The following is a 17,658-nucleotide window of genomic DNA, read 5'->3' as shown; positions in this document are numbered from 1 at the left end:
CTCCCTTACGGATTCTACAATTCTTCAACAATTATGTTGTGGTTCGTATAAACACAAATATCGCCTGCAATTTCTAAACTGGCCTTCGCAATTTGTTTCGCTGTTAAATGTTCACTTGCATGTTGCTTTAAAGCACGACCAGCAGCAAGTGCATAATGTCCGCCTGAACCAATTGCTAAAATACCATCATCTGGTTCAATCACTTCTCCTGTACCTGAAACAAGGAGCATCGTTGTTTTATCCATGACAATGAGCATTGCTTCTAGCTGACGTAGCATTTTATCACCACGCCATTGTTTCGCCATCTCAACTGCAGCACGCTGCAAGTTGCCATTATACTCTTCTAATTTCCCTTCAAACATTTCAAAAAGAGTAAATGCATCAGCAACTGATCCTGCAAAACCAGCTAAAACTTTCCCTTGGAAAAGTTTGCGAACTTTGCGAGCTGTATGTTTCATTACAACAGCATTCCCCATCGTTACCTGACCATCTCCAGCCATTGCACATTCTCCATTATGATGAACTGCAAATATCGTTGTAGCGTGGAAATTTCCCATAGAAAAAACTCCTTTATATGTTTTTATAGCCTTAAAAGCAATTTATGCCCGCGGGTGATGCTTCATGTACACAGAACGCAATCTTTCTTTAGAGACATGCGTATAAATTTGTGTGGTTGACAAATTCTCATGACCTAATAGCTCCTGCACAGTACGTAAATCCGCTCCTTCATCCAACATATGTGTAGCAAATGTATGCCTTAACATATGGGGACTTATCCGCATTGTAAGTGAAGCTTTCTTAATGAGTTCGTTCAAAACATAACGTACACCCTGATCTGTTAACGGCTTACCTTTCGCATTTAAAAATACCATATGAGATTGTTCTTCAGTCTTTTGAGCTAACTGTTTTCTCCCGTTCTCTATATAAGTAATTAAAGCATCTTGTGCATAGCTTCCGAACGGAATATATCTTTGTTTTTTCCCTTTTCCCATCACTAAAATTGTTCCCACTGCAAAGTCAATGTCGGTAAGTTGCAAATTAACGCATTCGCTTACACGAATCCCAGTTGCATACATCAACTCTAATAAAGCTTGATTCCTTTGACCTAATGGTGCCCCTGTATCAGAAACTTCAAACAATTCCTCTAACTCTTCAGCATATAAAAACTTTGGGATTGACAATTCTTTCTTGGGAAGTGACGCAAGTGCAAACGGATTATCTTTTTGATAACCTTCACGCATCAAAAAACGATATAAACTTCGTAAGCTTGATACTTTCCTTGCGACAGATTTACGGGCTAACTTCTGATCGTGCAACGTCGTCAAGTATAAACGAACATCCGCGTATGTAACATCTAAAAAAGAGGATATGCCTTCTCGCTCCATAAATTGCACAAAATGTTCTAAATCATTTTGATAACTTGCAATTGTATATTTTGAATAATTTCTTTCAATTTGTAAATATCCAACGAATAATTGTAACAATTTCTTCACATTCACATCCATATAATTCACCTCAATAAAGGCTACTAAATCGTATCACAACTTAGTAGCCTTTGCAAGAAATTTAATTAAATATTTACAAAATTTTGAATTGTTTCCAAAGCGCGTGTAGCATATGCTTCATTTCGCTCTTGTTTCTTTTTAATTTTCTTCTCTAACGGTGTAAATAAACCGAAGTTTGCATTCATTGGCTGGAAGTTTTTCGCATTTGTCGCAGTAATATAATTTGCCATACTTCCCATTGCAGTTACAGGTGGTAATACAACTGGCTCTTCACCTTTTACAAGTCGAGCAGCGTTAATACCCGCTAATAATCCTGATGCTGCTGATTCAACATAACCCTCTACACCAGTCATTTGACCAGCGAAGAATAAATCATCACGTTGTTTATATTGATATGTTGGACGAAGTAAATTAGGCGAATTAATAAACGTATTACGATGCATTACACCATAACGTACAATCTCTGCGTTTTCTAGTCCTGGAATTAGCTGTAACACTTCTTTTTGTGGCCCCCACTTTAAATGTGTTTGGAAACCTACAATATTATATAATGTTCCTGCTGCATCATCTTGACGTAACTGAACAACCGCATACGGTGTTTTCCCTGTTTTCGGATCTTCTAACCCAACAGGCTTCATCGGTCCAAATACTAACGTCTGTCTTCCTCTACTTGCCATAACTTCTACTGGCATACAACCTTCAAAGAAAATTTCTTTTTCAAATTCTTTTAAAGGCACTGTCTCAGCAGCAATTAAAGCCTCATAAAAACGATCAAACTCTTCTTCTGTCATTGGACAGTTTAAATATGCCGCTTCACCTTTATCATAACGGGATTTTAAATATACTTTATTCATGTCAATGCTGTCTTTCTCAACGATTGGCGCTGCAGCATCATAGAAATAAAAATAATCTTCACCTGTTAGTTTTTTTAATTGTGCAGAAAGATCCGGAGACGTAAGTGGACCTGTCGCGATAACAGTTGGTCCCTCTGGAATTTCAGTGATTTCCTCATTCATTACAGTTACGTTCGGATGATTTTTCACATATTCAGTCACTTTCGCCGCGAATTCATGACGGTCTACAGCTAAAGCACCTCCTGCTGGTACAGAGCACTCATCAGCTGCACGAATAATGACAGAATCCATTAGACGCATTTCTTCTTTAATAACACCAACAGCATTTGTCAATGTGTTTGCGCGAAGTGAGTTACTACATACTAATTCAGCAAATTTATCTGTATGATGAGCTGGTGTTTGCCTTACTGGTCTCATTTCATATAATTTCACTTGGACACCACGCTTTGCAATTTGGTAAGCTGCTTCGCTTCCTGCAAGACCTGCGCCAATGACGTTTACTACTTGTGTTGTCATATATATCACCTTTCCTTTTCTTCCCGAAAAAAATGTGAGCAGTTACGCTCACATTTGTTGTTCTTCTTCATAATCACACGAAATACATTGTACTTGCACGCCTTTTTTTAACTTTTTCTCTACGAGCATACCTTCACACTTCGGACATTTACGACCAATCGGCTTATCCCAAGATACAAAGTCACATTCTGGATACGTACCGCATCCGTAGAAAAGGCGTTTCTTTTTATTACTACGGCGTTCAATAATTTGCCCTTTATCACACTTCGGACAAGTAACACCGATTTCTTTTACAATCGGTTTTGTATTACGACATTCCGGGAAATTTGAACAAGCCATAAACTTCCCATATTTACCCATTTTAAAGACCATCGGGTGACTACATAATTCACAGTCTTCCCCAGCTGGTTCATCTTTAATTTCCACTTCACGCATTTCTTTTTCCGCTTTTTCTAAGCGCGGTTCAAATCCTACGTAGAAATCATCAACAATTTTCACCCAATTTGCATTTCCTTCTTCTACTTCATCAAGGCTTTGCTCCATATTGGCAGTAAATTCAATGTTAATAATTTCTGGGAAAAACTCTAAAATAAGTTCGATTACTATTCCACCAAGCTCAGTCGGAACGAAGCGTTTATTATCTAAAGCAACGTATCCTCGTTTTTGGATTGTTTCAAGTGTCGGTACATAAGTAGACGGTCTCCCAATTCCAAGCTCTTCAAGTGTTCTTACTAGACGAGCCTCTGTGTAACGCGGCGGAGGCTGTGTGTAATGTTGCTTTGGTTCTATATCTTTTGAAAATACAGTTTCACCTACTTCTAACGGTGGCAACATCTTATCCTTTTCTTCCGCACCATCATCTTTCGACTCTACGTACACTTTCATAAATCCTGGGAACTTTACAACTGATCCACTTGCACGGAACTGAACATTGTTATTAATGAGTTTCGCTGTAACAGTATCCATTATAGCAGATGCCATTTGACTTGCAACAAATCGCTCCCAAATCAGTTTATACAAACGGAGTTGATCACGACTTAAGAAACTTTTTAGTTCCTCTGGCTTTCTCATTACCGAAGTAGGACGAATCGCCTCATGCGCATCTTGTGCTTTCGACTTTTTCGTTTCTTTCCTCTTCTCTGTTCCTATGTATTCCGCACCAAATGCCTCAGTAATGTAATCACGAGCCTCTGTTTGAGCTGTTTCTGAGATACGTGTTGAATCAGTTCTCATATACGTAATAAGACCTACAGTCCCTTGTTTTCCAAGATCTATCCCTTCATACAGCTGCTGTGCAAGCATCATTGTTTTCTTTGCTCGCATATTTAACTTACGCGCTGCCTCTTGTTGCAAGGAAGATGTTGTAAACGGTAATGCAGGGTTACGCTTTCGCTCTTTTCGCGTTACATTTTCAACCGAAAACGCATTGTCTTTCATCTTTTCGATTATTTCGTTCACTTGTGCTTCGTTCGTTAATTGAACTTTTTCACCATCTACACCGTAAAAGCTTGCTTCAAATGTGTCTTTCCCTTTCACAAATTCTGTTTTAATTGTCCAGAATTCTTCAGGTTCAAAACTTTGAATTTCTTTTTCACGTTCGATGATTAAACGAACTGCTACAGATTGTACGCGTCCTGCACTTAATCCTTTTTTTACTTTCTTCCATAATAAAGGACTAATATTGTAACCAACAAGACGATCGAGTATACGCCTTGCCTGTTGTGCATCTACTAAATCCATATTAATTGCACGAGGATATTTAAATGATTCTTTTATTGCATCTTTTGTAATCTCATTAAATACAACTCGGCAATCTGATTCAACGTCCACATTTAACGTATTTGCTAAATGCCAAGCAATTGCTTCTCCTTCACGATCCGGATCGGCCGCGAGATAGACTTTCTTTGCTTTTTTTGCCGCTGATTTTAAATCTTTTAAAACGGGACCCTTACCACGAATGGTAATATACTTCGGGGTGAAGTTATTCTTTACTTCTATCCCCATTTGGCTTTTAGGTAAATCGCGGACATGTCCCATGGACGCGACGACTTTGTATTTTTTCCCTAAATATTTTTCAATGGTCTTCGCCTTAGAAGGCGACTCCACGATTACGAGGTAATCTGACATGCTAGTGCCTCCTTAAGAGGTGGATTCAAGTCTTCATCAATCTTATTGATTTCTCTTGTTTTTGTCAATCAAGAATGAATATACCATACAGCGACAATCTACCATTTGTCAATAATTGTTTAATAAAAACATAAAAATATATGGTTAATTTAAAATTTCTTCAAGGATATCCTCCGCATTTCTTACTAGCTTTGCGCCTTGTTGAATTAGATGATTCGTTCCCGCTGCACTCTCTATAAATATAGGTCCAGGAAGCGCAAACACCTCTCTATTTTGTTCTAGCGCAAGGTCTGCAGTAATAAGGGATCCACTTCTCGTTTTTGCTTCTACAACTAAAACACCTTTACTTATACCGCTAATAATTCGATTTCTTTTTGGGAAATACCATTTTTTCGGCACATAATGGGGCGGATACTCTGTCAATAACAATATATAATCTTTCCACGTGTCATATAAACCTCTATTCTCCTTTGGATACATATAAGATAATCCATGTCCTAATATTGCAATGGTCGGGCAATGCTGCCTTACTGTAACTTCATGAGCAATTGTATCTATCCCTCTTGCAAACCCACTAACAATAAGCCATTCTTTTTCAAGTAAAGGTTGTAAAATAAACTTCATACTCTCCTTTCCATATAAAGACGGTTCTCTCGTTCCAACAATCGCTAATTTATTTACTTTATTTAGAAAATCTCTTTCTCCTTTTCCGTATAAAACAAAAGGGGGATCTTGTATTTCTCGCAGTAATTGTGGATAGTCCTTATCCCATATTGTTATATAAAATATTCTCTTTTTTTCTAACTGGGATACATATTGTTGGAGATTTGAAATTTGAAGAAAATTTACTAGTTCTAAAGATTTTTTCGAGGATATTCCAGCGTAATATTCAAATTGTTTCGGACTAAAAGTGTATATTCCCTTCAGTTCTGGATCAACATATAGTAGTCTCTCCATCGCCTTCCAATGATCCGCCAACATGTAATGAAGGTGCAATAAACGTTCTCTTTTCATCTCAATTCTCCTTACCCATAATTTTTATTATGTAAACAAAAAATGTGTAAAAAGACACCCTCTAATAAGAAGGTGTCTTTCAAAAAGATTAGTAGTTTTTACAAGTCTCAAATAATCCCTTTTCTTTTAAAACAGAGATTAATGTTTCACCCATAACAGCTGGTGTTTCCGCTACTTTAATACCACAAGCTTCCATTGTTTTAATCTTTTCAGCAGCAGTTCCTTTGCCGCCAGAAATGATCGCCCCAGCATGACCCATACGTTTGCCTTCAGGCGCTGTTTGACCACCAATGAAGCCTACAACTGGTTTTGTCATATTAGCTTGTACCCATTCTGCTGCTTCTTCTTCTGCCGTACCGCCGATTTCACCAATCATAATTACAGCATGCGTTTCTTCATCTTCATTAAATGCTTTTAACGCATCAATAAAGTCCGTACCGTTAACAGGGTCTCCCCCGATACCTACAGCAGTAGATTGGCCAATACCTTCTTGCGTTAACTGATGTACAGCTTCATACGTTAATGTACCAGAGCGAGATACGATACCAACATGACCTTTTTTGTGAATATATCCTGGCATAATACCAATTTTACATTCGTCAGGTGTAATGACACCAGGGCAGTTTGGTCCAAGTAAACGTGTATGTTTACCCGCCATATATCTCTTTACATTTACCATATCTAATACAGGGATTCCTTCAGTAATACATACTACTAAATCAATCTTTGCATCAACTGCTTCCATAATTGCATCAGCCGCAAAAGCGGGTGGAACGTATACAACTGAAGCGTTTGCGCCTGTTGCTTTCACAGCATCTTCTACTGTATCAAATACTGGTACGCCTTCAATATCAGTGCCACCTTTACCTGGTGTTACACCACCTACAATTTTCGTACCGTATTCAATCATTTGCTTTGTATGGAATAACCCTTGAGAACCTGTAATACCTTGAACAATAACTTTTGTATCTTTATTAACTAATACGCTCATTTTTCTCCCCCGCTTTCTATTAGCCCACTAGTGAAACAATTTTTTGTGCACCGTCTGCCATAGATTCTGCTGCAACAATATTTAAACCAGACTCATTTAAAATTTTCTTTCCTAGCTCTACATTTGTACCTTCAAGACGTACAACTAAAGGCAACTCAAGACCTACCTGCTTCGTCGCTTCAATAACACCTTCTGCGATAACATCACACTTCATAATGCCACCAAAAATGTTAACGAAGATACCCTTTACATTTTTGTCAGAAAGGATAATTTTGAATGCTTCTGTAACTTTTTCAGCTGTTGCGCCGCCACCAACATCTAAGAAGTTAGCCGGGTCACCATGGTAATGTTTAATGATATCCATTGTAGCCATTGCTAAACCTGCACCATTAACCATACAACCGATATTTCCATCTAAAGGAATGTAGTTTAAGTCATATTTAGAAGCTTCAATTTCTTTTGAATCTTCTTCTTCAAGATCACGAAGTTCTAAAATGTCTTTATTGCGATATAACGCATTAGAATCAAAGTTTAATTTTGCATCTAACGCCATAACTTTACCGTCACCTGTTGTAACAAGTGGATTAATCTCAGCGATAGAGCAATCTTTTTCGATAAACGCACTGTATAAGCCCATCATAAACTTCACAGCTTGTCCTACAAGTTCTTTTGGAATATTGATGTTAAACGCGATTCTACGCGCTTGGAAACCTTGTAAACCTACTGCTGGATCAATATATTCTTTAAAGATTTTTTCAGGCGTTTTTTCTGCTACTTCTTCAATTTCTGTTCCACCTTCTTCAGATGCCATTAAAACAACTTGAGAAGTTGCACGATCTAATACAAGACCTACATAATATTCTTTTTTAATATCGCAACCTTCTTCGATAAGTAAGCGTTTTACTTCCTTACCTTCAGGACCTGTTTGATGCGTCACAAGTGTAGTTCCTAAAATGCTTTCTGCATATGTACGAACTTCTTCTAAATTTTTCGCAACTTTTACACCGCCAGCTTTGCCGCGTCCACCAGCGTGAATTTGCGCTTTAACTACACATACTTCCGTTCCTAATTCTTTCGCTGCTTCTACAGCTTCTTCTACTGTAAATGCAACCTTCCCGTTCGGAACGCTAACCCCATAGCTTCTAAGGACTGCCTTACCTTGGTACTCATGGATATTCATGGTCCCATCCTCCCCTGTTTTCCTGTTTTACTCGAAAAGTTTTTTAATGTTTAAAAAACATTACATTGCCATTGTATAAGATGATTGGCACGCTGTCTACAATAAAGTGTCAGAAAACTGAAATCGCTTTATTCTTTTTCGAAAATAATAATGTTTATATACCAAAATAAAAAATAAGCTGTGAATATACAGCTTATTTTTCAGAGTGTTGGGAAACCCTTTAGGGTTCCCAACACTCTGGAATCTTTTTTGATTTTAGCGAAAGAAAACAACAAAAAATAGTAGAATTTAGAAAAATAGCCCTCCACCAACCCCTTTTTGGTTAGATGGAGGGCTATTTTTTTCATGTTTTGACAAGCGGCGGTGAGGTAAGCCTGCATTTGGACAGATTTCAGCCCTCGAAACCGAGCATATCGATAGCCATGTAGTTCTTTTGCATCCGCAAAGCTTCGCTCTATAGTTGAACATCGTACTTTATACAACTTTTTCCCTGTAGCTGTTAGTTTGTTTTTTCTAGCGATATCTTTATATTTCTCCCATATATGATGGGTGATAACTTTTTGTTTTTGTTTCTTTGAAAAGCATACCTCACGTAGCGGACAAACAGCGCAGTCTTCTGGATTCGATTTATATTGACGATATCCTTCGCGATCCGTTGTCGCATATTCTAAAATACATCCCATCGGACAAGCAAATGCATTCATTTCTTCTACATATTTAAATTGGCTTTTCGGTACTTCTTTATTTCTCTTTCCAAATCGGCGATACCCCATCACCATAAATATATTTCTTTCTGATAACTTCTTACAGATATATCCTGTAAAATAGCCTGCATCAAGAGCTACAGCTTCCACTTCAAATCCGAATTTATCAACTTGAGCTTGTAGACGTGCTAAATACGGCTCGGAATCTGCCATATTTCCAGCCGTTATATAGGTATCTGTAATAATATTGTACTTCGCATCAGTCGTACGATGATCTAAAAAATGAAAACCGTTCGGTTTTCCATCTCTCATTAAAAATCCACTATCTGGATCCGTTGTACTTATCCGAGTTTTTTTAGTAGGGGTATCACTTTCCTTTCTAGGTTTTAATTCTTTTTTCCGTGCGCATCACGATCTTCGATTACCGCAGCTTCTAGTTCATCTATATAGAACTTTGCCTTTTCTTTTTTATATTTATGTACAAATTTATTTTTATTGGCATTGGCCTTAATGTGTGTGGAATCTGTCATCAACGCACGTCCTCCTACCATACGGCGCTCCGTCGCTTGTCTCACAATCTCATCAAAAATTTCTTCGAAAATATTTGTATGAACGAAACGAGTACGGCGATTCCAACTGATTGTAGAATGATCTGGAATTGTATCTGATAGAGAGAACCCTAAAAACCAACGGTAGGCAATGTTCGTTTTAATCTCCTTTTCCAATTGACGCTCAGAACGAATACCATAAAAATATCCAATAAACATCATCTTAAATAAAACGATAGGATGGATTGACGGACGGCCATTGTTTTCACAATAATAAGGGCGTAACTTCTCCTCAATAAAATCAAAACTAATTGTCGCTTCAATCGCACGAAGGAAATGATCTTGTGGAACCAATTCTTCTACAGAAACAGATACACGCTCGTCGCGATGATTTTTTAAAGCACCCATCATAAGAAATCTCTCCTTTTCCTCTTTTTTATCAGTGTTGACACATAAAAAGAGGTTCAGACACAAAAATAGGCTGTGGAGAAGGCTTTCTCCACAGCCTGAAAAATAAGCTGTGAATATACAGCTTATTTTTGAATCATATCCTTAATTGGCGCGAATGATTTTCGATGTTCCTCTAATACTCCATGTACTTCAATCGCTTCTAAATGCTGTTTCGTCCCATATCCCATATGTTGTTCGAATCCATATGCAGGATACTTTCCTCCTAACTCTTTCATCATGCGATCTCTCGTCACTTTCGCAATAATAGATGCAGCTGAAATAGAGACACTTTTCGCATCACCTTTAATGATTGATGTTTGCGGAATTGATGTAGGAAGCTTCATCGCATCGATTAATAAATATTCTGGTGTACATGATAAATTAGCAACGGCATCTAACATCGCTTGCTTCGTCGCTTGATAAATATTTATTTCATCAATAACTTGTGGTGATATAATTCCAACTCCAATCGCAATTGCATGATCTTTAATTTCATCATAAAAACGCTCACGTTTCGCTTCACTTAATTTTTTCGAGTCATTTAATCCTGGAATATAAAAATCTTCCGGAAGGACGACTGCCGCCGTCACAACCGGTCCCGCTAACGGCCCACGACCCACTTCATCAATACCAGCAATGTATGTGAGCCCTTTTTCACGTAACTCATTTTCGTACTTTGACATTTCTAGAAATTTTTCTCTTTCTTTTTGCGCTAACTCTTTTTGTTTATACCACTTCAAAATTAGTTTTTGAACACCTTTTCGCTCATCTTTCACTAACATTTGAAAACGCTCGTCTTCTTCATTCATAATTTCTTGCAGCAAACATTCCGCTTCATGAATAGTCATTTTTTGCATCTATTTACACTCCTTTTAAACGTAACCAAAAAGAAAAGACGTACAAACGCACGTCTTATACTTCTTCTACTTTTTCCGCATCTTCTACCTGCTCTGCAAACTCTTCTGGTGTTTCAAATGTCATTTTTCCTAATCTTCCACCACGAAGCTCACGAAGTATAAGCTCAGATGTTTTATCATAATCAATCATTCCGCCGCCCATTAAGCAACCTCTATTTTTTCCAATTGCATCAAATAACTCCACAATTTCTTCTGGAATGTCATTTAAATTATATCGCTCTTTTAAACGTTCCGGATAATGTTTTTCCATAAAACGTAACGCATAAATAGCTACATCCTGTAGATTTAATATAGAATCTTTAATTGCACCAGTCGTCGCTAAACGAAGACCAACTAATTCATCTTCAAATTTAGGCCACAAAATACCTGGTGTATCTAATAATTCCATTTCTTTCCCAACTTTAATCCACTGCTGGGCCGTTGTCACACCAGGACGATCTCCTGTTTTTGCTATATTCTTCTTCGCTAATTTATTAATTAGTGTAGATTTACCAACGTTTGGAATACCTACAATTAAAGCACGAATTGCTCTTGGTCTAATGCCTTTAGCAACCATTTTATCGAATTTTTCTTTGACAAGAACTTTACAAGCTGCTGCAATTTCTTTCATACCTTGTCCAGCTTGCGCATTAATTGAAATTGCCTTTTGACCTCTTTCATCAAAATATGCAATCCACTGCTTTGTAAGACGATCATCCGCCATATCCGCTTTATTTAAAACAACAAGCCTTGGTTTATGTGTAATAATTTCATCAATCATTGGATTACGAGAAGATAAAGGTAATCGAGCATCTACAAGCTCAATTACAACATCAATTAACTTTAATTTTTCTGTTACTTGGCGTCTAGCCTTTGCCATATGTCCTGGGAACCATTGAATTACCATGTTGCCACCTTCTTTTTCTTTTATTTCACAATACGCGCATCTTTTAACGGCCAATATAGCATATTTGCTTTACCAATCACTTGGTCCATTGAAATTGTACCAATCGAACGGCTATCTTTACTAAAACGACGATTATCGCCTAAAACAAATAATTGACCTTCTGGAACAGTTTTCTTTCCTGTCATTTCTTCAAGAGTAAAATCATATGTAAGCGGTCCGTCAGCAAGTTGTTTTTTCTGCTTATCTAAATACGGCTCCTCATAAGGTTTCCCGTTAACATATAGTTTATCATTACGGTATTCGATTTCGTCGCCTGGCAGGCCAATAATACGCTTAATATAATCTTTTTCTTCCGTCGCTCGGAATACAATAATATCAAAGCGTTTCGGATCACCTATGTGATAGCCAATTTTATTAACAATCATTCGATCACGGTCATGTAAAGTCGGCGACATCGATACACCGTCTACGAGAATTGGGGCAAAGAAAAACTGTCTAATTACGCCCGCTAATACAACAGCAATCAAAATTGCTTTGATCCATTCCCAAAGTGAGCTCTTCTCTTTCTTCATGCTTTCCCCTCCACTGTTATGTAAGCTGCTCGTATTATACCAAAATTTCATATAGATTGGAAAAAGGGAGCTTGTGTATTTACAAGCTCCCATACATGTCTTATCGAATTTCTTTAATACGTGCTTTTTTACCGCGAAGGTTACGTAAGTAGTATAACTTAGCACGACGTACTTTACCACGGCGAAGTACTTCGATGTTCGCGATTCTTGGCGTGTGAACTGGGAATGTACGCTCAACACCTACACCGTAAGAAATCTTACGAACTGTGAATGTTTCACTGATTCCGCCACCACGACGTTTAATTACAACACCTTCGAAAAGCTGAATTCTTTCACGAGTTCCCTCAACTACTTTTACGTGTACACGTAAAGTGTCTCCAGGACGGAATGAAGGAAGGTCAGTTTTCAATTGGCCTTTTGTGATTTCTGTGATTAATTGTTGCATATTAAATTCTCTCCTTTAAACAGATGCTCTTATAAAGTCTTATTAAATTACAGCGGAACATCGTTAATACGGCTACTGATTTCAGTAGCACAAATGTTATAATAGCATATTGCTAGGACTGTTGCAATAGAAAATATATCAAGCCCTTATCGGTCTTCTTTAATCTGTTCCAGCCATTTCTCTTCTTGCTTAGATAATTCTCGTTCTTCCAGTAAATCCGGTCTACGTGTGTACGTACGACGTAGTGACTCTTTATGGCGCCATTCATCAATGTTTTTATGATTTCCTGACATTAGTACATCCGGTACCTTCATACCACGAAAATCAGCAGGACGTGTATAATGTGGGTGTTCTAACAAACCTGTGCTAAAAGAGTCTTCCACTTGTGACGTTTGATTCCCAAGCACTCCTGGCAAAAGACGTACAACACTGTCAGTGACTACCATAGAAGCCAATTCTCCACCCGTTAATACGTAATCCCCAATAGAAATCTCATCTGTTACAAGATGCTCACGAATTCGTTCATCGTATCCTTCATAATGGCCACATACAAAAATAACATGCTCTTCTCCAGCAAGCTCTTCTGCCTTCTTCTGCGTGAAACGCTCTCCTTGTGGACACATTAAGACGATTCTCGGCTTACGGTCTGTTTCCTTCGTTAACTCTTCTACTGCGTCAAAGATAGGCTGCGGGGTTAATACCATACCAGCGCCCCCACCATACGGATAATCATCTACACTATTATGCTTACTAGTTGTATACTCACGAAAATTGACAACACGAAGCTCTACCGCTTCTTTTTCTTGTGCTTTCTTTAAAATTGAAGAACCAAATACACCCGTAAACATATCTGGAAACAATGTTAAAATGTCAATTTTCATTATAGTAGCCCTTCCATTACATGAATGGTTACTAATTTATTTTCAATGTTAACTTGAAGTACAACGTCATCAATATAAGGAATTAGCAAATCTTGACCCTTTGGACGTTTAATCACCCAAACGTCATTCGCACCAGGAGATAGAATCTCTTTGATTGTCCCTAACGCTTCTCCTTCTTCCGTTACAACGTTGCAACCAATAATTTCATGGTAGTAGTATTCACCTTCAGCTAGTTCGCCTAACTGCTCTTCTGGTACTTTTATTAAAGAACCTTTTAACTTCTCTACTTCATCTACATTGTTGTATCCTTCAAGTGTTAATAAATCAAATGTCTTATGTTGACGATGAGAAGTTACCTTCACTGTAAGGTAGTCTGTACCTTTCTCATCCCATATGTATAACGTGTTCCCTACTTTATATCGCTCTTCTGGAAAATCAGTACGAGAAATAACACGAATTTCTCCTTTTACGCCATGAGTATTTACAATTTTCCCTACATTAAACCATTTTGTCATAAATAGTATGTCACCCCTGGTTTCTATATAAATTAAGCATTTCCATTTTATATATGGACCATGCAATTTCTCTTTAAATGTTAAAAAAGGGAGAGGAAATAACTCCTCGCCCTTTTTACGTTTATTGAATTTCCAGTGTGACGTTCTCATCATTATGATGTCCCACTGAATACAAGAGCATTCTAATCGCTTTCGCAACTTTCCCTTGCTTTCCAATGACTTTTCCAACATCCTCAGGATGTACAGTTAATCGATACTTTATTTCTCCGTTGCAAAGTTCCTGTGTAACTTTTACATCTCCAGGATGATCCACAAGAGGTTTAACAATTGTCTCGACTAACATTTTCATTGTCATTGCCTCAATTACTTACCTTGTTTAGATAAGTGGAATTTCTCCATGATACCTTGGTTAGAGAAAAGGTTACGAACTGTATCAGATGGTTTAGCACCATTTCCTAACCATTTTAATGCTGCTTCTTCGTTGATCTTAACTTCCGCTGGTTGAGCAACCGGATTGTAAGTACCGATTTCCTCAATGAAACGTCCGTCACGAGGAGAACGAGAATCTGCAACAACTACACGATAGAAAGGAGTTTTTTTAGCTCCCATACGTTTTAAACGAATTTTAACTGCCATTTATAAAGCACCTCCGAATTTATTTCACACAGATAATTATATTAGCAAAAAGACTATTGCTTTGTAAAGTATTTTTTCTTAACAGAGCCATCTTTTTTCCTTACATGAATGGAAACTTCAATCCACCTAGTCCTTTTTTCTTACCTTTTTGCATTCCCGTCATCGTCTTCATCATTTTTTTCATATCATCAAATTGCTTGATTAGACGATTGATTTCTTGTACCGTTGTACCGCTACCTTTGGCAATGCGCTTTTTACGACTAGCATTGATTATTTCCGGTTGTTCTCGTTCTACTTTAGTCATAGAACGAATAATTGCCTCAATATGCCCAATTTGTTTTTCATCAACTTGTGCATTTTTCAGCCCTTTAATTTTATTTGCACCAGGAAGCATTCCTAACAATTCGTCAAGCGGTCCAAGTTGACGCACTTGTCCAAGTTGTTCTAGGAAATCGTCAAGCGTAAACGAAAGCGTACGCATTTTTTGCTCAAGTTCTTTTGCTTTCTCTTCATCAACTGTAGCTTGCGCTTTTTCAATTAATGTTAAGACGTCGCCCATCCCTAAAATACGGGATGCCATACGTTCTGGATGGAACGCTTCAATTGCATCTAGTTTTTCACCCATACCAGCAAATTTAATTGGTGTATTTGTTACAGCCTTAATAGATAATGCCGCACCACCGCGCGTGTCACCATCTAATTTCGTTAATACAACACCTGTTAATCCTAACTGTTCATGGAAACTTTGTGCTACATTTACCGCGTCTTGTCCTGTCATCGCATCGACAACAAGGAAAATTTCATCCGGTTTCGCAACTTCTTTGACTTTCGCTAATTCACCCATTAGTTCTTCATCAATATGCAGGCGACCCGCTGTATCGATTAAAACGTAATCGTGATGATCTTCTTTCGCTTTCGCAATCGCTTGTTTCGCAATTTCAACCGGACTTACTTGATCTCCTAAGGAGAAAACAGGCATGTCCAATTGCTTCCCTAATGTTTCAAGCTGTTTAATCGCTGCTGGACGGTAAATATCCGCTGCAACAAGCATCGGTTTACGATTATGCTTTTTACGAAGCAAATTTGCAAGCTTACCTGTCGTCGTTGTTTTACCCGCACCTTGCAGACCAACCATCATTATAACAGTAGGTGGCTTATTAGCAACAGCAATTTTGCTTTGCTCTCCGCCCATAAGTTCTGTAAGTTCTTCCTGTACGATTTTAATTACTTGTTGTCCAGGTGTCAAACTTTTCATTACATCTTGTCCGACAGCACGCTCAGACACACGCTTTATAAAATCTTTTACTACTTTAAAGTTAACATCCGCTTCTAAAAGAGCTAGACGAACTTCTCTCATCATTTCTTTTACATCGGCTTCAGAAACTTTTCCTTTGCCACGGATTTTTTGCATTGTCTGTTGAAGTCGGTCGGCTAATCCTTCAAATGCCATATTGCCGCCCTCCTAATCTAATTTTTCGATAGCTTCAACAACTTGTTTCATTTCTTCATTCACATGCTCTTCTTCGCTGAGTAGCTGTTTTAGCTTTGCAACAAGTCGCTGTCGCTCTTGAAACTTTTGAAGTAATACTAATTTATCTTCATATTCTTCAAGCATCGCTTCAGTCCGTTTAATGTTATCATACACGGCTTGGCGACTTACATCAAATTCTTCCGCAATTTCACCAAGAGATAAATCATCTAGATAATAAAGCGACATATAACTTCTTTGTTTTTGCGTTAACAACGATTGATAAAAATCAAATAAATAGTTCATTCTCGTTGTTTTCTCGAGCATGTTGGATCATCCTTCGTTAAGTGATTTCCCTTTACATGACTTAGTTTACATGGAGTATAAAAGAGTGTCAAGTTTTTTTCTTAACATCACATATTTTTATAAAAAAGAAGCGGAAATACCGCTTCTTTCACTTACACTTCTTCTGTTTCTACTACGTTCGCAAACAAACCATAAACATATTGTTCTGGATCAAACTGTTGCAGATCATCCATTTGCTCTCCTAGCCCAACAAATTTCACCGGAACATCCATTTCGTTACGAATCGCTAAGACGATACCACCTTTAGCAGTTCCATCTAACTTCGTTAAAACAATACCAGTAACATTCGTGGCTTCACGGAATGTTTTCGCTTGGCTTAAACCATTTTGCCCTGTTGTTGCATCAATAACAAGTAATACTTCATGAGGAGCCCCTGGTACTTCACGCTCAATTACGCGCTTCACTTTCTCTAACTCATTCATTAAGTTTACTTTATTTTGTAAGCGTCCCGCTGTATCACATAGCAATACATCCACTTTACGGGCCTTTGCCGCTTGTACAGCATCATACATAACAGCCGCTGGATCAGATCCTGACCCTTGTTTAATTACTTCTACACCAACACGATCGCCCCATACTTCTAATTGCTCAATCGCCCCAGCACGGAATGTATCTCCTGCCGCCAATAGGACAGACTTACCTTCTGATTTAAATTTATGTGCAAGCTTACCAATCGTCGTCGTTTTCCCCACACCATTCACACCAACAAATAAAACTACTGTTAATTGATCCTCTTGTATATTAACTTCATTACTAAAATCGCTGTCACCTTTGTAAATGCCCACTAGCTTTTCAGAAATAACAGCCTGTACTTCTTTCGGATCTTGAATGTTACGACGTTGCACTTCTTCTTTCAACTGATCAATTAATTCCATCACTGTCGAAACTCCAACATCCGCACTAATTAAAATTTCTTCTAATTCTTCAAAGAAATCTTCGTCTATTTTGCGGTAACGGTACACTAAGTCATTTACTTTATCAGCAAATGAATTTCTCGTTTTTTCTAATCCTTGTTTAAACTTCTCTGTTACCGTATCCGTTTGTTTTGAAATTTTTTCTTTTAATTTTTTTAAAAAGCTCATA

At 37.8% G+C, this 17,658-nt stretch carries 19 protein-coding genes; all 19 read right to left on the bottom strand.

The annotated features are described in order from the left end of the window. Nucleotides 1-14: 14 nt before the first annotated feature. The 19 genes from hslV to ftsY all read right to left on the bottom strand — a co-directional run bounded on the left by hslV (nt 15) and on the right by ftsY (nt 17,657). Entirely contained in the window at nt 15-557 is a 543-nt protein-coding gene (hslV, locus tag JFU18_RS23950) for an ATP-dependent protease proteolytic subunit HslV (protein ID WP_002014538.1), read from the bottom strand. Between the two features lie 42 nt (nt 558-599). Then, the gene (xerC, locus tag JFU18_RS23945; RefSeq protein ID WP_078175468.1) at nt 600-1,499 is read right to left on the bottom strand and encodes a tyrosine recombinase XerC; all 900 of its coding nucleotides are present in this window, start codon (nt 1,497-1,499) and stop codon (nt 600-602) included. A 71-nt stretch (nt 1,500-1,570) separates the two neighbouring features. Continuing rightward, nucleotides 1,571-2,875 (bottom strand): FADH(2)-oxidizing methylenetetrahydrofolate--tRNA-(uracil(54)-C(5))-methyltransferase TrmFO, encoded by a 1,305-nt coding sequence (gene trmFO / locus JFU18_RS23940; protein WP_002014534.1) that lies wholly within the window; start codon nt 2,873-2,875, stop codon nt 1,571-1,573. 48 nt (nt 2,876-2,923) lie between these two features. Then, a complete protein-coding gene (gene topA / locus JFU18_RS23935; protein WP_002088184.1) occupies nt 2,924-5,002 on the bottom strand; it encodes a type I DNA topoisomerase in 2,079 nt (692 codons plus the stop codon). Nucleotides 5,003-5,146: 144 nt separating this feature from the next. Further along, the gene (gene dprA / locus JFU18_RS23930; RefSeq protein WP_002014531.1) at nt 5,147-6,016 is read right to left on the bottom strand and encodes a DNA-processing protein DprA; all 870 of its coding nucleotides are present in this window, start codon (nt 6,014-6,016) and stop codon (nt 5,147-5,149) included. 88 nt (nt 6,017-6,104) lie between these two features. Further along, on the bottom strand, nt 6,105-7,007 hold the full coding sequence (gene sucD, locus JFU18_RS23925; RefSeq protein WP_000115186.1) for a succinate--CoA ligase subunit alpha: 903 nt from the start codon (nt 7,005-7,007) through the stop codon (nt 6,105-6,107). 19 nt (nt 7,008-7,026) lie between these two features. Next, a complete protein-coding gene (gene sucC, locus JFU18_RS23920; protein ID WP_002014529.1) occupies nt 7,027-8,187 on the bottom strand; it encodes an ADP-forming succinate--CoA ligase subunit beta in 1,161 nt (386 codons plus the stop codon). A gap of 200 nt (nt 8,188-8,387) precedes the next feature. Beyond that, nucleotides 8,388-9,850 (bottom strand): IS1182 family transposase gene (locus JFU18_RS23915; RefSeq protein ID WP_374101388.1). Its coding sequence is split into 2 segments (ribosomal slippage): nt 8,388-9,289 and nt 9,289-9,850, totalling 1,464 coding nucleotides; the frame shifts between segments, so codons are not numbered across the junction. Between the two features lie 122 nt (nt 9,851-9,972). After that, the gene (locus JFU18_RS23910) at nt 9,973-10,746 is read right to left on the bottom strand and encodes a ribonuclease HII (protein ID WP_002142917.1); all 774 of its coding nucleotides are present in this window, start codon (nt 10,744-10,746) and stop codon (nt 9,973-9,975) included. Between the two features lie 55 nt (nt 10,747-10,801). After that, a complete protein-coding gene (gene ylqF, locus JFU18_RS23905) occupies nt 10,802-11,692 on the bottom strand; it encodes a ribosome biogenesis GTPase YlqF (protein ID WP_002014526.1) in 891 nt (296 codons plus the stop codon). A gap of 20 nt (nt 11,693-11,712) precedes the next feature. Further along, nucleotides 11,713-12,264, bottom strand: a complete 552-nt coding sequence (gene lepB / locus JFU18_RS23900; protein WP_002066791.1) for a signal peptidase I — start codon at nt 12,262-12,264, stop codon at nt 11,713-11,715. A 100-nt stretch (nt 12,265-12,364) separates the two neighbouring features. Beyond that, nucleotides 12,365-12,709: a 50S ribosomal protein L19 gene (rplS, locus tag JFU18_RS23895; RefSeq protein WP_002014524.1), complete on the bottom strand. Its 345-nt coding sequence runs from the start codon at nt 12,707-12,709 to the stop codon at nt 12,365-12,367. A 146-nt stretch (nt 12,710-12,855) separates the two neighbouring features. Beyond that, the gene (gene trmD, locus JFU18_RS23890) at nt 12,856-13,590 is read right to left on the bottom strand and encodes a tRNA (guanosine(37)-N1)-methyltransferase TrmD (RefSeq protein ID WP_002014522.1); all 735 of its coding nucleotides are present in this window, start codon (nt 13,588-13,590) and stop codon (nt 12,856-12,858) included. Further along, nucleotides 13,590-14,105 (bottom strand): ribosome maturation factor RimM, encoded by a 516-nt coding sequence (gene rimM / locus JFU18_RS23885; RefSeq protein WP_002014521.1) that lies wholly within the window; start codon nt 14,103-14,105, stop codon nt 13,590-13,592. The genes trmD and rimM overlap by 1 nt, the downstream gene beginning before the upstream one ends. 121 nt (nt 14,106-14,226) lie before the next feature. Then, nucleotides 14,227-14,454, bottom strand: coding sequence for a KH domain-containing protein (locus tag JFU18_RS23880; RefSeq protein WP_002088196.1), 228 nt, complete (start codon nt 14,452-14,454; stop codon nt 14,227-14,229). Between the two features lie 14 nt (nt 14,455-14,468). Beyond that, nucleotides 14,469-14,741 carry a 30S ribosomal protein S16 gene (rpsP, locus tag JFU18_RS23875; protein WP_000268750.1) on the bottom strand — a complete coding sequence of 91 codons (273 nt, stop codon included), beginning with the start codon at nt 14,739-14,741 and terminating at the stop codon, nt 14,469-14,471. Nucleotides 14,742-14,841: 100 nt separating this feature from the next. Next, entirely contained in the window at nt 14,842-16,191 is a 1,350-nt protein-coding gene (gene ffh / locus JFU18_RS23870) for a signal recognition particle protein (protein ID WP_002014519.1), read from the bottom strand. Nucleotides 16,192-16,203: 12 nt separating this feature from the next. Next, nucleotides 16,204-16,536, bottom strand: a complete 333-nt coding sequence (locus JFU18_RS23865) for a putative DNA-binding protein (protein ID WP_002033794.1) — start codon at nt 16,534-16,536, stop codon at nt 16,204-16,206. A 131-nt stretch (nt 16,537-16,667) separates the two neighbouring features. After that, entirely contained in the window at nt 16,668-17,657 is a 990-nt protein-coding gene (gene ftsY / locus JFU18_RS23860; protein ID WP_002088200.1) for a signal recognition particle-docking protein FtsY, read from the bottom strand. Nucleotide 17,658: the final 1 nt, after the last annotated feature.

This window comes from Bacillus sp. TH22, assembly GCF_016651015.1.
Taxonomy (GTDB): domain Bacteria; phylum Bacillota; class Bacilli; order Bacillales; family Bacillaceae_G; genus Bacillus_A; species Bacillus_A mycoides.
Note: the sequence above shows the minus strand (reverse complement) of the source record. Positions and strands in the feature narration are given on the sequence as shown.

Coding starts and splice junctions, on each gene's coding strand:
- ffh (WP_002014519.1), bottom strand. CDS start 16,191: ATGGCATTTGAAGGATTAGCCGACCGACTTCAACAGACAATGCAAAAA.
- sucC (WP_002014529.1), bottom strand. CDS start 8,187: ATGAATATCCATGAGTACCAAGGTAAGGCAGTCCTTAGAAGCTATGGG.
- JFU18_RS23865 (WP_002033794.1), bottom strand. CDS start 16,536: ATGCTCGAGAAAACAACGAGAATGAACTATTTATTTGATTTTTATCAA.
- trmFO (WP_002014534.1), bottom strand. CDS start 2,875: ATGACAACACAAGTAGTAAACGTCATTGGCGCAGGTCTTGCAGGAAGC.
- topA (WP_002088184.1), bottom strand. CDS start 5,002: ATGTCAGATTACCTCGTAATCGTGGAGTCGCCTTCTAAGGCGAAGACC.
- rimM (WP_002014521.1), bottom strand. CDS start 14,105: ATGACAAAATGGTTTAATGTAGGGAAAATTGTAAATACTCATGGCGTA.
- hslV (WP_002014538.1), bottom strand. CDS start 557: ATGGGAAATTTCCACGCTACAACGATATTTGCAGTTCATCATAATGGA.
- ylqF (WP_002014526.1), bottom strand. CDS start 11,692: ATGGTAATTCAATGGTTCCCAGGACATATGGCAAAGGCTAGACGCCAA.
- rpsP (WP_000268750.1), bottom strand. CDS start 14,741: ATGGCAGTTAAAATTCGTTTAAAACGTATGGGAGCTAAAAAAACTCCT.
- sucD (WP_000115186.1), bottom strand. CDS start 7,007: ATGAGCGTATTAGTTAATAAAGATACAAAAGTTATTGTTCAAGGTATT.
- JFU18_RS23910 (WP_002142917.1), bottom strand. CDS start 10,746: ATGCAAAAAATGACTATTCATGAAGCGGAATGTTTGCTGCAAGAAATT.
- ftsY (WP_002088200.1), bottom strand. CDS start 17,657: ATGAGCTTTTTAAAAAAATTAAAAGAAAAAATTTCAAAACAAACGGAT.
- JFU18_RS23880 (WP_002088196.1), bottom strand. CDS start 14,454: ATGAAAATGTTAGTCGAGACAATTGTTAAACCTCTTGTGGATCATCCT.
- rplS (WP_002014524.1), bottom strand. CDS start 12,709: ATGCAACAATTAATCACAGAAATCACAAAAGGCCAATTGAAAACTGAC.
- dprA (WP_002014531.1), bottom strand. CDS start 6,016: ATGAAAAGAGAACGTTTATTGCACCTTCATTACATGTTGGCGGATCAT.
- lepB (WP_002066791.1), bottom strand. CDS start 12,264: ATGAAGAAAGAGAAGAGCTCACTTTGGGAATGGATCAAAGCAATTTTG.
- trmD (WP_002014522.1), bottom strand. CDS start 13,590: ATGAAAATTGACATTTTAACATTGTTTCCAGATATGTTTACGGGTGTA.